The 12,395-nt window shown below is 61.2% G+C and carries 14 protein-coding genes; 6 read left to right on the top strand and 8 right to left on the bottom strand.

Annotated features, from left to right (window positions below; genetic code table 11):
- Window positions 1-25 precede the first annotated feature (25 nt).
- Both BLP82_RS25060 and dadA read right to left on the bottom strand, forming a co-directional pair.
- The gene (locus tag BLP82_RS25060) at window positions 26-379 is read right to left on the bottom strand and encodes a RidA family protein (RefSeq protein ID WP_092174459.1); all 354 of its coding nucleotides are present in this window, start codon (window positions 377-379) and stop codon (window positions 26-28) included.
- Window positions 351-1,655, bottom strand: coding sequence for a D-amino acid dehydrogenase (dadA, locus tag BLP82_RS25055; RefSeq protein ID WP_092174499.1), 1,305 nt, complete (start codon window positions 1,653-1,655; stop codon window positions 351-353). The genes BLP82_RS25060 and dadA overlap by 29 nt, the downstream gene beginning before the upstream one ends.
- 156 nt (window positions 1,656-1,811) lie before the next feature.
- On the opposite strand from dadA, the gene BLP82_RS25050 reads away from it, so the two are divergent.
- Window positions 1,812-2,300 (top strand): Lrp/AsnC ligand binding domain-containing protein, encoded by a 489-nt coding sequence (locus BLP82_RS25050; RefSeq protein ID WP_003206849.1) that lies wholly within the window; start codon window positions 1,812-1,814, stop codon window positions 2,298-2,300.
- Window positions 2,301-2,339: 39 nt separating this feature from the next.
- On the opposite strand, the gene BLP82_RS25045 is transcribed toward BLP82_RS25050, so the two are convergent.
- The gene (locus BLP82_RS25045) at window positions 2,340-2,693 is read right to left on the bottom strand and encodes a YkgJ family cysteine cluster protein (RefSeq protein ID WP_072406062.1); all 354 of its coding nucleotides are present in this window, start codon (window positions 2,691-2,693) and stop codon (window positions 2,340-2,342) included.
- A gap of 145 nt (window positions 2,694-2,838) precedes the next feature.
- Between BLP82_RS25045 and BLP82_RS25040 the strand changes: the two genes are divergently transcribed.
- Complete coding sequence (locus tag BLP82_RS25040; protein ID WP_092174456.1) at window positions 2,839-4,152, top strand: NAD(P)/FAD-dependent oxidoreductase; 1,314 nt, start codon at window positions 2,839-2,841, stop codon at window positions 4,150-4,152.
- Window positions 4,153-4,261: 109 nt separating this feature from the next.
- Here the strand turns inward: BLP82_RS25040 and BLP82_RS25035 are convergent, their stop codons facing one another.
- Complete coding sequence (locus BLP82_RS25035; RefSeq protein WP_092174453.1) at window positions 4,262-4,507, bottom strand: DUF1127 domain-containing protein; 246 nt, start codon at window positions 4,505-4,507, stop codon at window positions 4,262-4,264.
- A gap of 179 nt (window positions 4,508-4,686) precedes the next feature.
- Between BLP82_RS25035 and BLP82_RS25030 the strand changes: the two genes are divergently transcribed.
- On the top strand, window positions 4,687-6,120 hold the full coding sequence (locus tag BLP82_RS25030) for an aminotransferase-like domain-containing protein (protein WP_092174448.1): 1,434 nt from the start codon (window positions 4,687-4,689) through the stop codon (window positions 6,118-6,120).
- A gap of 61 nt (window positions 6,121-6,181) precedes the next feature.
- Window positions 6,182-7,747 (top strand): phospholipase D family protein, encoded by a 1,566-nt coding sequence (locus BLP82_RS25025; RefSeq protein WP_092174444.1) that lies wholly within the window; start codon window positions 6,182-6,184, stop codon window positions 7,745-7,747.
- Between the two features lie 37 nt (window positions 7,748-7,784).
- On the opposite strand, the gene BLP82_RS25020 is transcribed toward BLP82_RS25025, so the two are convergent.
- Window positions 7,785-8,927, bottom strand: coding sequence for an MFS transporter (locus BLP82_RS25020; RefSeq protein ID WP_092174439.1), 1,143 nt, complete (start codon window positions 8,925-8,927; stop codon window positions 7,785-7,787).
- A gap of 187 nt (window positions 8,928-9,114) precedes the next feature.
- A complete protein-coding gene (locus tag BLP82_RS25015) occupies window positions 9,115-10,608 on the bottom strand; it encodes an aldehyde dehydrogenase (RefSeq protein ID WP_092174435.1) in 1,494 nt (497 codons plus the stop codon).
- Between the two features lie 234 nt (window positions 10,609-10,842).
- Between BLP82_RS25015 and BLP82_RS25010 the strand changes: the two genes are divergently transcribed.
- Together BLP82_RS25010 and BLP82_RS25005 are read left to right on the top strand one after the other, a co-directional pair.
- Window positions 10,843-11,214 carry a cupin domain-containing protein gene (locus tag BLP82_RS25010; protein ID WP_092174431.1) on the top strand — a complete coding sequence of 124 codons (372 nt, stop codon included), beginning with the start codon at window positions 10,843-10,845 and terminating at the stop codon, window positions 11,212-11,214.
- A 156-nt stretch (window positions 11,215-11,370) separates the two neighbouring features.
- Window positions 11,371-11,616, top strand: coding sequence for an I78 family peptidase inhibitor (locus BLP82_RS25005; protein ID WP_256574226.1), 246 nt, complete (start codon window positions 11,371-11,373; stop codon window positions 11,614-11,616).
- A gap of 75 nt (window positions 11,617-11,691) precedes the next feature.
- Here the strand turns inward: BLP82_RS25005 and rpmG are convergent, their stop codons facing one another.
- Both rpmG and rpmB read right to left on the bottom strand, forming a co-directional pair.
- Window positions 11,692-11,847, bottom strand: coding sequence for a 50S ribosomal protein L33 (rpmG, locus tag BLP82_RS25000; RefSeq protein WP_003177274.1), 156 nt, complete (start codon window positions 11,845-11,847; stop codon window positions 11,692-11,694).
- Window positions 11,848-11,858: 11 nt separating this feature from the next.
- Window positions 11,859-12,092, bottom strand: coding sequence for a 50S ribosomal protein L28 (rpmB, locus tag BLP82_RS24995; protein WP_003177273.1), 234 nt, complete (start codon window positions 12,090-12,092; stop codon window positions 11,859-11,861).
- Window positions 12,093-12,395: the final 303 nt, after the last annotated feature.

Below are 12,395 nucleotides of genomic sequence, written 5' to 3'. Positions count from 1 at the left end.
GGGAGAGGGATCGTTTGGGCAGGTACTAAGGCAGCGCAGCCACGACGGACAGCTCCACCAGGATCTGCGGTTCACACAGCTTGGCCTCGACCGTGGCCCGGGCCGGGGCGACACCTTTGGGCAGCCACTTATCCCAGACGGCGTTCATGCCTGCGAAATGAGCCTCAATGTCCTTCAGGTAGATCGTCACCGATAGGAGCCGCGTTTTGTCGGTCCCCGACAAGTCCAGCAAACGCTCGATATTGGCCAGGCATTCGCGGGTCTGCTGTTCAATACCGGCGTTCATGTCGTCGCCGACCTGCCCGGCCAGGTAAACGGTGCCGTTGTGCACGACAACCTGGCTCATGCGGTCATTGGTGAGCTGGCGCTGGATTGACATGTTCTGCAGACTCCTGATGTTTGTTGCCATAACGGGAAATATCGAGGCCTTCGGCGCTGATCTGCGGCTTCTTCTTCGCCATCAGGTCTGCCAACAGGCGACCGGAACCACAGGCCATGGTCCATCCGAGGGTACCGTGGCCAGTGTTCAGGAACAGATTCTTGAAGGGCGTGGCACCAACGATGGGCGTGCCGTCCGGGGTGGTCGGACGCAAGCCGGTCCAGAAACTTGCCTCGGTCAGATTGCCGCCCTGAGGATAAAGATCGTTGACGATCATCTCCAGGGTTTCACGCCGACGCGGGTTCAGGGACAGGTCAAAACCGGCGATCTCCGCCATGCCGCCCACCCGAATGCGATTGTCGAAGCGGGTGATCGCGACCTTGTAGGTTTCGTCGAGAATGGTCGAGGTCGGGGCCATCGCCGGGTTGGTGATCGGCACGGTCAGGGAGTACCCCTTGAGCGGATACACCGGCGCACGGATCCCGAGGGGCTTGAGCAATTGCGGCGAATAGCTGCCCAGGGCGAGCACATAGCGGTCGGCGGTTTCCAGCTTGCCGTCGATCCAGACACCGTTGATGCGGTCGCCAGCGAAGTCCAGGCGCTGGATATCCTGGCCGAAGCGGAATTGCACACCCAGCTTCACCGCCATTTCCGCCAGGCGCGTGGTAAACATCTGGCAGTCGCCGGTCTGGTCGTTAGGCAGGCGCAAGGCACCGGCCAGGATGTCGGTGACATTGGCCAGGGCCGGCTCGACCCGGGCGATGCCTTCGCGGTCGAGCACTTCGAACGGTACGCCAGACTCTTTCAGCACGGCAATGTCTTTTGCCGCGCCATCGAGCTGGGCCTGGGTGCGGAACAGCTGTGTAGTCCCCAGGCTACGGCCTTCGTAGGCAATGCCGGTTTCGGCGCGCAGCTCGTCGAGGCAATCACGGCTGTACTCGGACAGACGCACCATGCGTTCCTTGTTGATGGCATAGCGGCTGGCGGTGCAGTTGCGCAACATCTGCGCCATCCACAGGTATTGGTCAATGTCGGCCGTGGCCTTGATCGCCAGCGGCGCATGCCGTTGCAGCAGCCACTTGATGGCCTTGAGCGGCACGCCCGGCGCGGCCCATGGCGAGGCATAACCCGGCGACACTTGGCCGGCGTTGGCGAAACTGGTTTCCATGGCAGGCGCTGGCTGACGGTCGACCACCACCACCTCAAACCCGGCACGAGCCAGATAATAAGCACTGACGGTACCGATGACGCCGCTACCCAAGACCAGAACGCGCATGTTGATGCCCTCATCGCGGATGAACCGCTGACGTTTGTTGTACATAGCTTTGATGGGCGCAGTGTAAAAAAGATCAGCCAGTGCTTTTCACTATATAAACACCTATATTTGGCGAGAATTCTCGGCAAAACCCCTTTTCATGGAGGCGCATCACCTGTGCGTACCAACACTCAGACCAAACGCGAGCTGGACAAGATCGACCGCAACATCCTGCGCATTCTCCAGGCGGACGGACGGATCTCCTTCACCGAGCTGGGGGAAAAGGTCGGCCTGTCCACCACGCCCTGCACCGAGCGGGTCCGGCGCCTGGAGCGCGAGGGCATCATCATGGGCTACAACGCCCGGCTCAATCCGCAGCACTTGAAAGGCAGCCTGCTGGTATTTGTCGAGATCAGCCTCGACTACAAATCCGGCGACACCTTCGAAGAGTTCCGACGCGCCGTGCTGAAACTGCCTCACGTGCTGGAATGTCATCTGGTGTCAGGGGATTTCGACTATCTGGTGAAAGCACGGATTTCCGAGATGGCTTCGTACCGCAAGTTGCTGGGGGACATCCTGCTCAAGCTGCCCCACGTGCGCGAATCCAAGAGCTACATCGTGATGGAAGAAGTAAAGGAGAGCTTGAACCTGCCGATTCCTGATTGAGCCTGGCTCGCGAAGGACGCCACTCGGTCTCCCTGGCGGCTAGACCAACACCTGCCGGGTGCTGGCCATGTACTCATGAATCTGTTTCTCGACCCGCGGATGAATCAGTTCCACCGGCCGCCGGCCATTGGGACACGGCAAGGTCGCCGTGGTGCCGAACAGCCGGCAGATCAGCGGTCGCTCGTCGTAGACGGTGCAACCGTCGGGCCCCAGGTGCACGCAATTCAAGGCGTCCATGGCCGCGTCCTGTTCGGCCCGGGTCTTGCGGGGCAAGCGGGCCATTTCCTCGGGCGAGGTGGTGACCGGACCGCAGCAGTCATGGCAGCCCGGTACGCACTCGAACGAGGGAATCTGCTGGCGTAGCGTGCGGATTTTTTGACTGTTGCAGCTCATCGAGGCGGTTACCGAGAGGGACAAACCGGGATTCTGCCTTAAAGACCGCGCGCCAGACAGCGCCAACCGACCGGTGTTGCCCAGGAAGGAAGCCCCGGCTTATGCTCCGTAAAATTTCTCAAACACAACAATCAGGATTACGCACATGAACGCCCGTGTTCAGCAACCTGTCCCGAACCACGCGCACGCCGCCTCTTATTACGCCGCCAGCAGCCTGCCGCAACCGGACCATCCGCTACTGCAGGGTGAGTTGCGGGCGGATGTCTGCGTGGTCGGCGGCGGGTTCTCTGGGTTGAACACGGCGATCGAACTGGCCGAACGCGGCATGAGCGTGGTGCTGCTGGAAGCGCACCGGATCGGCTGGGGAGCCAGCGGGCGCAACGGAGGCCAATTGATTCGTGGCGTCGGTCATGGCCTCGACCAGTTCACGCCGATCATCGGCACCGACGGCGTGCGCCAGATGAAGCTCATGGGGCTTGAGGCCGTGGAAATCGTCCGACAGCGCGTCGAGCGCTTTCAAATCCCCTGCGACCTTACCTGGGGCTACTGCGACCTCGCCAACAAACCCAGCGACCTGGAAGGCTTCGCCGAAGACGCCGAAGAATTGCGCAGCCTGGGTTATCGCCACCCGACCCGACTGTTGCAAGCCGACGAAATGCACAGCGTCGTGGGTTCGGATCGCTACGTCGGCGGACTGATCGACATGGGTTCGGGCCATTTGCATCCGTTGAACCTGGCCCTGGGCGAAGCCGACGCCGCGCAACAATTGGGGGTCCGGCTGTTCGAACAATCGGCGGTCACGCGCATCGACTACGGCCCAGAGGTGAACGTGCACACCCAACAGGGCTCGGTCCGTGCCAAGACACTGGTGCTGGGCTGCAATGCCTACCTCAATGGACTCAATCCGCAACTCGGCGGCAAAGTCCTGCCGGCCGGCAGCTACATCATCGCCACCGAGCCCTTGAGCCAGGCCCAGGCACAGGCGCTGTTGCCGCAGAACATGGCCGTCTGTGATCAACGGGTGGCACTGGATTACTACCGGCTTTCGGCGGATCGCCGCTTGCTGTTCGGCGGGGCTTGTCACTATTCCGGCCGCGACCCGCAGGACATTGGCGCCTATATGCGTCCGAAAATGCTCAAGGTGTTCCCGCAATTGGCGGATGTGAAAATCGATTATCAATGGGGCGGGATGATTGGCATTGGTGCCAACCGCTTACCGCAGATCGGTCGGCTCAAGGATCAACCCAATGTGTATTACGCCCAGGCCTATTCCGGCCATGGCGTGAATGCCACGCACCTGGCCGGCAAACTGTTGGCCGAGGCCATCAGCGGGCAGCACAGCAGCGGTTTCGACCTGTTCGCCCAGGTCCCGCATATGACCTTCCCGGGAGGCAAGCATTTGCGCTCGCCGCTGTTGGCGTTGGGGATGTTGTGGCATCGGTTGAAAGAGTTGGTTTAAAGAGCTTCACCACGACGACGCTATCGCGCGCAAGCCTTGCTCCCACAGGCCATTTCAATCTGTGGGAGCAAGGCTTGCCCGCGATAGCCGCCTCAGGGCCGGCACCACTTCAAAGCCGCCAGAACGGCCTGAGCCCCTCCTCCAACGCCTGCTCACGACTCAGCCCGACGTCACGCAACTGTTCGGGTGTAAGTTCCAACAAGGCCTTGCGTGTATGCAGACGATGCCAGAACAGGGCCCAGCGGCTCAGGCCGGACGGCGAATTGCGCAATGTCGCGCTGCGCAGCCCCTTCTCCTGCCCTGCCGCCAGTTCCTGACTGTGTAACATCAGCCGCACATCGCTCAAGCCGTTCATTTTGATCGCTCCTGTTTACTTGGGTAGCCAGAGGTTTCATGATGCGCGGACGGCCAAAAGCAATACAGATTCAGCCTATTTCTTTTATGAGCATACAGATGCGGTATTTCTGCCACTGAATTGTCATTTTCCAACCCAACTGTATTGGTCGCAGTTGTCCAACTCATCGGGAGTGCACCATGACCCTCTACGTGAACCTCGCCGAACTGCTCGGCACCCGCATCGAACAGGGCTTCTACCGCCCCGGCGACCGGCTGCCGTCTGTGCGGGCATTGAGCACGGAACATGGGGTCAGCTTGAGTACGGTGCAGCAGGCCTATCGCGTGCTGGAGGACAGTGGGCTGGCGATGCCGAGACCCAAATCCGGTTACTTCGTACCCGTGGGTCGCGAATTGCCGGACCTGCCGGCAGTAGGCCGTCCGGCCCAGCGCCCCGTGGATATTTCCCAGTGGGACCAGGTGCTGGAGTTGATACGCGCCGTACCGCGCCCGGATGTGGTGCAACTGGGACGCGGCATGCCGGACATCAACTCGCCGACCATGAAACCGCTGCTGCGCAGCCTGGCGCAGATCAGCCGTCGGCAAGACATGCCCGGCCTGTATTACGACAACATCTACGGCAACCTCGCGTTGCGTGAACAGATCGCCCGACTGTCGTTGGACTCCGGCTGCCAACTGGGCCCCAACGACCTGATCGTCACCACTGGCTGTCATGAAGCCCTGTCGGTCAGCATTCGCGCCACCTGCGAACAAGGCGATATCGTCGCAGTGGATTCACCCAGCTTTCACGGGGCCATGCAAACCCTCAAGGGCCTGGGCATGAAGGCCTTGGAAATCCCCACCGACCCGCTCACCGGCATCAGCCTGGATGCACTGGAGCTGGCCCTGGAGCAATGGCCCATCAAGGCCATACAGTTGACCCCCAGCTGCAATAACCCGCTGGGCTACATCATGCCCGACGCCAATAAACGCGCGCTGCTGAACCTGGCACAGCGCTTCGACGTGGCGATCATCGAAGATGATGTGTATGGGGAATTGGCCTACACATACCCCCGCCCACGCACCATCAAGTCCTTCGATGAAGACGGTCGCGTCCTGCTCTGCAGTTCGTTTTCCAAGACCCTGGCGCCTGGCCTGCGCATCGGCTGGGTCGCGCCTGGCCGGTATCTGGAGCGGGTGCTGCACATGAAATACATCAGCACCGGCTCTACCGCGCCACAGCCGCAGATCGCCATTGCCGAATTTCTCAAGGGCGGGCATTTCGAACCCCATTTGCGGCGGATGCGCATGCAATACCAGCGCAATCGCGACGTGATGATCGACTGGGTCAGCCGCTATTTTCCAGCGGGCACCCGTGCCAGTCGCCCACGGGGCAGTTTCATGCTGTGGATCGAATTGCCCGACGGCTTCGACACACTGAAGCTCAATCGGGCGCTGCTGGACCAAGGCGTGCAGGTCGCCGTCGGCAGTATTTTTTCGGCATCGGGCAAGTACCGCAACTGCCTGCGAATGAACTACGCTGCCAAGCCAACGGCCCAGATCGAAGAGGCCGTGCGCAAGGTCGGGGCCGCCGCTATCGCGCTGTTGAACGAAACCCAACGCGACGTCGTCTGAACTTTACCCAGGGAAGCAGCACCCAATAGCCGATCAACGAGAACAAGCGGAACGATCCTACGTGAGATCCAGACCGATCCTGCCTGCGCTACTGTTAGTCGCCTCACTGCTGAGCGGCTGCGCCGGTCTTGATATCACCCGCGAGCCGTCCCAGGCCCTGCCGGCCACCGAATCCTCGTTCGGCCGCTCGGTCCAGGCCCAGGCCGCCGCCCATGAAGGGCGTTCGGGCTTTCGGCTGCTGTCGGACAGCACCGAGGCCTTCACCGCCCGGGCCGAGCTGATTCGCCATGCCCAAGGCAGCCTGGATTTGCAGTACTACATCGTCCATGACGGCATCAGCACGCGGATGCTGGTGGATGAACTGCTCAAGGCCGCCGACCGGGGCGTGCGCGTGCGGATCCTGCTGGACGACACCACCAGCGATGGCCAGGATCAGATCATCGCCACCCTCGCCGCCCATCCGCAAATCCAGATCCGCCTGTTCAATCCGCTGCACCTGGGACGCGCCACCGGCGTGACTCGCAGCCTCGGACGCCTGTTCAACCTGTCGTTGCAACACCGCCGGATGCACAACAAGCTGTGGCTGGCGGACAACAGCATGGCCATCGTCGGCGGCCGCAACCTGGGCGATGAGTACTTCGACGCCGAACCCAACCTGAACTTCACCGACATTGACCTGCTCAGTGTCGGACCGGTGGCCGAACAATTGGGCCACAGCTTCGACCAGTACTGGAACAGCGCCCTGAGCAAACCCATCGAACAGTTCCTGTCCCATCGCCCCACCCCCAAGGACCTGGCCAACAGCCGCCTGCGCCTGCAAGAGTCCCTGGAGCAGACCCACAAGGAAAACCACGCGCTCTACCAGCAGTTGACTGCCTACAAGACCCAACCGCGCCTGGACACCTGGCGCGACCAGTTGATCTGGGCCTGGAACCAGGCGCTGTGGGACGCGCCCAGTAAAGTGCTGGCCAAGGACGAACCGGACCCTCAGTTGTTGCTGACCACCCAACTGGCCCCCGAGCTGACGGGCGTCAGCAAAGAACTGATCATGATTTCCGCCTACTTCGTCCCCGGCCAGCCAGGCTTGGTGTACCTGACCAGTCGCGCCGATGCCGGCGTGTCGGTGAGCCTGCTGACCAACTCCCTGGAAGCCACCGACGTGCCCGCCGTGCACGGCGGCTATGCACCGTACCGCAAGGCCCTGCTGCAACATGGCGTGCGCCTGTTCGAACTGCGACGACAACCGGGCGACACCGGCGGCAGCCCGCATCTGTTCTACAGCAAATCCTACGGCGAATCGGACTCCAGCCTGCACAGCAAGGCGATCATCTTCGACCAGCAGAAATCCTTCATTGGCTCGTTCAATTTCGACCCGCGCTCCGTGCTGTGGAACACCGAAGTCGGCGTGCTGGTGGACAGCCCGGAACTCGCCGGCCAAGTGCGTGAGCTGGCCTTGCAAGGCATGGCGCCGGCCCTGAGTTATCAGGCCAGGCTGGAAGATGGAACGCTTGTATGGACCACCGAAGACAACGGCAAGATCCACGACCTGGACCGCGAACCGGGCAGTTGGTGGCGCCGGTTCAATGCCTGGTTCGCCACGACTGTCGGGTTGGAGCGGATGCTTTAGAGGCAGCGCGCTTTTGTGACAAGGGATTTGGGTGTGCTCAGGCCGTTTGGGTTGCCCCGAACGCCCCTTGGCGCAACAGCAGGATCACCAGCCCGAACGCCCCGGCCGCCATGAACAAAGGCAGCGCATGTCCGCTGACCCATTGGCTGCCCGCCCCCGCCACCAGGGGGCCAATCAGGCAACCCAGCCCCCACAGCTGCGCGACATGGGCGTTGGCCCGTACCAGCGCATCGTCGCGGTAACGCTCGCCGATCAGGATCAGCGACAACGTGAACAAACCGCCCGCGCTGGCACCGAACAGCACCCACAGCGGCCAGATCAACAGGGTATCGATCAACAGCGGAACCGCCAGGCTCGATAACATCAACGCCACCGCGCACCCCGTCAACAGGGCACGGCGCGACACGCGATCGGCCAGGGCGCCGATGGGCAACTGCAGCAAGGCATCCCCGACCACCACGGTGCTGACCATCGCCAGCGCAATGTCGGCCGTGAAACCCTGGCGCAGGCAATACACCGGCAACAACGTCAGGATCATCGCCTCGAACGCAGCAAACAACGAGACCGCCCAGGCAATCGCCGGCAAGCCACGGCAAAACGTCCACAAATCGCCGAACGTGACGCTGCCGGCCTCGCTGCTCGGCGCACCGCTACGGCCCAGCAACAGCAAGGGTGCGATCACCAGCAGGCCGACGCCCACCCAGAACCCGTAGTCATGATCGGTCCCCAGAGCGCCCAGCAGCAGCGGGCCGGACAACTGGCTCAGGGCGTAGCTGCTGCCGTACAGCGCCACCAACCGTCCACGCCATTTTTCGATGACCAGTTGGTTGATCCAGCTTTCACCTAGAATGAACACCAAGGTCAGGACCACGCCAATCATCAGGCGCAGCAGCAACCAGACCGGATAGCTGGGCAGCAGCGCCAGCAACCCGATGGACACCGCTCCGCCCCACAGGCACAGGCGCATCAACGCCGCCGTGCCGAACCGCGCCGCCAGCCGGCTTGACACCTTGGCCCCGAGCAACACCCCCACGGCCGGCATGGCCGCCATCACACCAATGGCGAACGAACCATAACCCCAGCCCTCCAGGCGCAGCGACACCAACGGCATGCTCACGCCCAGGGCCAGGCCGACGCTCAGGACAGACGCCAGCACGGCGAAATAGGTTGCCCAACGCATTTCCACGCTCCTGTGGACAGTTATCTTTCAGTCTTGCGCAAAACAAATGTGGGAGCGGGCTTGCTCGCGAAGGCGGTTTCACATTCAACAGCTAAGTTGACTGACACCCCGCCTTCGCGAGCAAGCCCGCTCCCACAAATGACCTGTGTGACATGAAAGCCCCGGACAGGATCCGGGGCCGTCACTGTCAGAGCTTGATCCAGGTCGACTTCAGCTCGGTGTATTTGTCGAACGCATGCAGCGACTTGTCGCGACCGTTGCCCGACTGCTTGAAGCCACCGAACGGTGCGGTCATGTCGCCGCCGTCGTACTGATTGACCCATACGCTGCCGGCACGCAGGGCCTTGGCGGTCAGGTGCGCCTTGGAGATGTCCTTGGTCCATACCGCCGCGGCCAGGCCATACGGCGTGTCGTTGGCAATCTCGATGGCCTGTTCGGCGGTGTCGAAGGCGATGACCGACAACACCGGGCCGAAAATCTCTTCCTGGGCGATTCTCATGGCGTTGCTCACGCCGTCGAAAATCGTCGGTTCGACGTACGTGCCGCCGGTTTCCTCAAGGATGCGCTTGCCACCGGCCACCAGTTTGGCGCCGTCGCTATGGCCCGCCTCGATGTAGGACAGCACAGTGTTCATCTGCTGGGTATCGACCAGGGCGCCGACGTTGGTGGCCGGGTCCAGGGGATTGCCCGGCTTCCAGCCCTTGAGGGCTTCGATCACCAGCGGCAGGAACGTGTCCTTGATGGAGCGCTCCACCAACAGCCGCGAGCCGGCGGTGCAGACTTCGCCCTGGTTGAAGGCGATGGCGCTGGCAGCGGATTCGGCGGCGGCTTGCAGGTCCGGGGCATCGGCGAACACGATGTTCGGGCTCTTGCCACCGGCTTCCAGCCAGATGCGCTTCATGTTGGATTCGCCGGAATAGATCATCAGTTGCTTGGCGATCTTGGTGGAGCCGGTGAACACCAGCGTATCGACGTCCATATGCAGGGCCAGGGCCTTGCCGACGGTGTGGCCGTAGCCTGGCAACACGTTCAGCACGCCTTTCGGAATGCCGGCCTCGATCGCCAGCGCAGCGATACGGATGGCGGTCAGCGGGGATTTTTCCGACGGTTTGAGTACCACCGAGTTACCGGTGGACAGCGCCGGGCCGAGCTTCCAGCAGGCCATCATCAACGGGAAGTTCCAGGGCACGATAGCCCCCACGACACCCACCGGCTCACGGGTCACCAGGCCCAGTTGGTCGTGCGGGGTGGCCGCCACTTCGTCGTAGAGCTTGTCGATGGCTTCACCGCTCCAGCTCAACGCCTGGGCCGCGCCGGGCACGTCGATGTTCAGCGAATCGCTGATCGGCTTGCCCATGTCCAGGGTTTCCAGCAGCGCCAGTTCCTCGGCATGCTGCTTGAGCAAGCCGGCGAAACGGATCATGGTGGTTTTGCGCTTGCTTGGCGCCAGACGCGACCAGACGCCGGAGTTGAAGGTGGCGCGGGCATTTTCGACGGCACGCTGGGCGTCGGCCACGTCGCAGCTGGCGATCTTGCCCAGCAGGCGGCCATCGACCGGGCTGAGGCAATCGAACGTTTCACCGGACACCGCATCGGTGTACTCACCGTTGATGAAGGCGCGGCCTTCGATCTTCAGGTCGCGGGCGCGTTGTTCCCAATCGGTACGAGTCAGGGTGGTCATGCGTGTGTCCTCCTCTTATTGAGTACGAACGCCGCGCAATGCGCAGCGCTCAAAAGAATTCTGCCCGGCCAGCCTGTTTTCGGCGCTGTTTTCGGCATAGGGCACCCGCCACCCTAAACCAGCGGCCGGTCATGTTTCAATATATTTGACACAACGGCGGCAAACGACCTTGCGATGTTCGTTTTAATAAACATAGACTCGAGGCCTTCCAAGCGATCACTGGGGATCACCCGCATGAGCATTCAGGACATCGTCGACTTCAGCCAGGCCAATACCACCGCCGAACGTTATCGCCCGGACCCGGCCAAGGTGTTCAAGGGCGATCCCGAGCAAGCCGTGTTCAACCACTACAGCAGCCCTTGTGGGCAAATGAACGCTGGCGTATGGGAAGGCGCCGTCGGTCAATGGACGGTCAACTACACCGAACATGAATACTGCGAGATCGTCCAGGGCGTTTCCGTGCTGCGGGACAACGATGGCAACGCCAAGACCCTGCGGGCCGGCGACCGCTTCGTGATCCCGGCCGGGTTCAAGGGCACCTGGGAAGTACTGGAACCGTGCCGCAAGATCTATGTGGTGTTTGAGGAGGCCACAGCCAAACCGTAAAAGACAGTGACACTTAATCATTGGTCAATGGCCGCGGTGACGATTAAAACCTGTCGCAGGCACGCACAAATTATCGTCGCGGGGGACGCGCAGGATGCGCGACCAACCCGACCGGTGAGTGCCTCAACTTTTTAAAACTCAGCAAGGAAGCTAAAAATGCCTAGTCAAAACGACACCGTTGTCGTGCCGATGCCCCACGATCAGTGCGATATCGCTATCGCCCAGTACACCATTGGCCAAAAATATACCCGCGAGCTGCGTGAAGAGGTTCGCGCCCTGGCTAACGGGGCCCAGGTTCGCCCCGCAGGCCCAAAGCACCCTATAACCTACGATCTGAGCCCGCGACGCATCAATCTTGTAACTGATGCCGACGGGATTATCGTCGGCATTAAATGCGGTTGATCCACAAACCCCAAACGCAACAAAAAAGGCCCGTATCTCGCGATACGGGCCTTTTTCGTAAGAGGGAAAAATCAATTACTTGATTTTGCCTTCCTTGTAGATCACGTGCTTGCGAACAACCGGATCATATTTCTTGATCTCGATTTTGTCCGGGGTAGTACGCTTGTTCTTGTCGGTAGTGTAGAAGTGACCAGTACCGGCGCTCGAGATCAAACGAATCAATTCACGCATGATTAGCTCCCTTAAACCTTGCCATCGCGACGAAGTTCGGCCAGCACGACACTGATGCCACGCTTGTCGATGATACGCATGCCCTTGGCAGATACGCGCAGACGCACAAAACGTTTCTCTTCTTCAACCCAGAAGCGGTGATGCTGCAGGTTCGGCAGGAAACGACGACGGGTTTTGTTGTTTGCGTGGGAAATGTTATTCCCAGTCACCGGACCCTTACCGGTAACTTGACAGACTCTCGACATGCCTCAGCCCTCTAAAACCACATGCCCAACCCGGCATGGGTTGGCCGCTTAATCTCTCAGTCATTTGGCGCCAGGCGCCGCGTTTCTTTAAGGGTCTTACCGGCTACACCTACAGTGAAGGAACCGGGCCCCTAGAAAAGAGCGCTGCTTTATACCAGAAAGACCACAGAGCAACAACAGTCGATGTGATTTGTCTTCCTGGAAAAACCTCGGCTCACCGCCCCGGACGGCTGGGGCAGAGGCTGGCACGGCCCCTGACCGCTCGTCGCTGCACGCAGGTTTTTTCACGTGCGGCAGGTTCTG

This window comes from Pseudomonas sp. NFACC37-1 (assembly GCF_900101575.1).
Classification (GTDB): domain Bacteria; phylum Pseudomonadota; class Gammaproteobacteria; order Pseudomonadales; family Pseudomonadaceae; genus Aquipseudomonas; species Aquipseudomonas fluorescens_AA.
This window is presented reverse-complemented; position numbering and strand designations above follow the sequence as displayed.

Bases quoted from the DNA above. Each gene is read 5' to 3' on its own strand.
- BLP82_RS25045 (WP_072406062.1), bottom strand. From the start codon at position 2,693: ATGAGCTGCAACAGTCAAAAAATCCGCACGCTACGCCAGCAGATTCCC.
- BLP82_RS25015 (WP_092174435.1), bottom strand. From the start codon at position 10,608: ATGACCACCCTGACTCGTACCGATTGGGAACAACGCGCCCGCGACCTG.
- rpmB (WP_003177273.1), bottom strand. From the start codon at position 12,092: ATGTCGAGAGTCTGTCAAGTTACCGGTAAGGGTCCGGTGACTGGGAAT.
- BLP82_RS25010 (WP_092174431.1), top strand. From the start codon at position 10,843: ATGAGCATTCAGGACATCGTCGACTTCAGCCAGGCCAATACCACCGCC.
- BLP82_RS25030 (WP_092174448.1), top strand. From the start codon at position 4,687: ATGACCCTCTACGTGAACCTCGCCGAACTGCTCGGCACCCGCATCGAA.
- rpmG (WP_003177274.1), bottom strand. From the start codon at position 11,847: ATGCGTGAATTGATTCGTTTGATCTCGAGCGCCGGTACTGGTCACTTC.
- BLP82_RS25035 (WP_092174453.1), bottom strand. From the start codon at position 4,507: ATGAACGGCTTGAGCGATGTGCGGCTGATGTTACACAGTCAGGAACTG.
- BLP82_RS25020 (WP_092174439.1), bottom strand. From the start codon at position 8,927: ATGCGTTGGGCAACCTATTTCGCCGTGCTGGCGTCTGTCCTGAGCGTC.
- BLP82_RS25005 (WP_256574226.1), top strand. From the start codon at position 11,371: ATGCCTAGTCAAAACGACACCGTTGTCGTGCCGATGCCCCACGATCAG.
- BLP82_RS25060 (WP_092174459.1), bottom strand. From the start codon at position 379: ATGTCAATCCAGCGCCAGCTCACCAATGACCGCATGAGCCAGGTTGTC.
- dadA (WP_092174499.1), bottom strand. From the start codon at position 1,655: ATGCGCGTTCTGGTCTTGGGTAGCGGCGTCATCGGTACCGTCAGTGCT.
- BLP82_RS25040 (WP_092174456.1), top strand. From the start codon at position 2,839: ATGAACGCCCGTGTTCAGCAACCTGTCCCGAACCACGCGCACGCCGCC.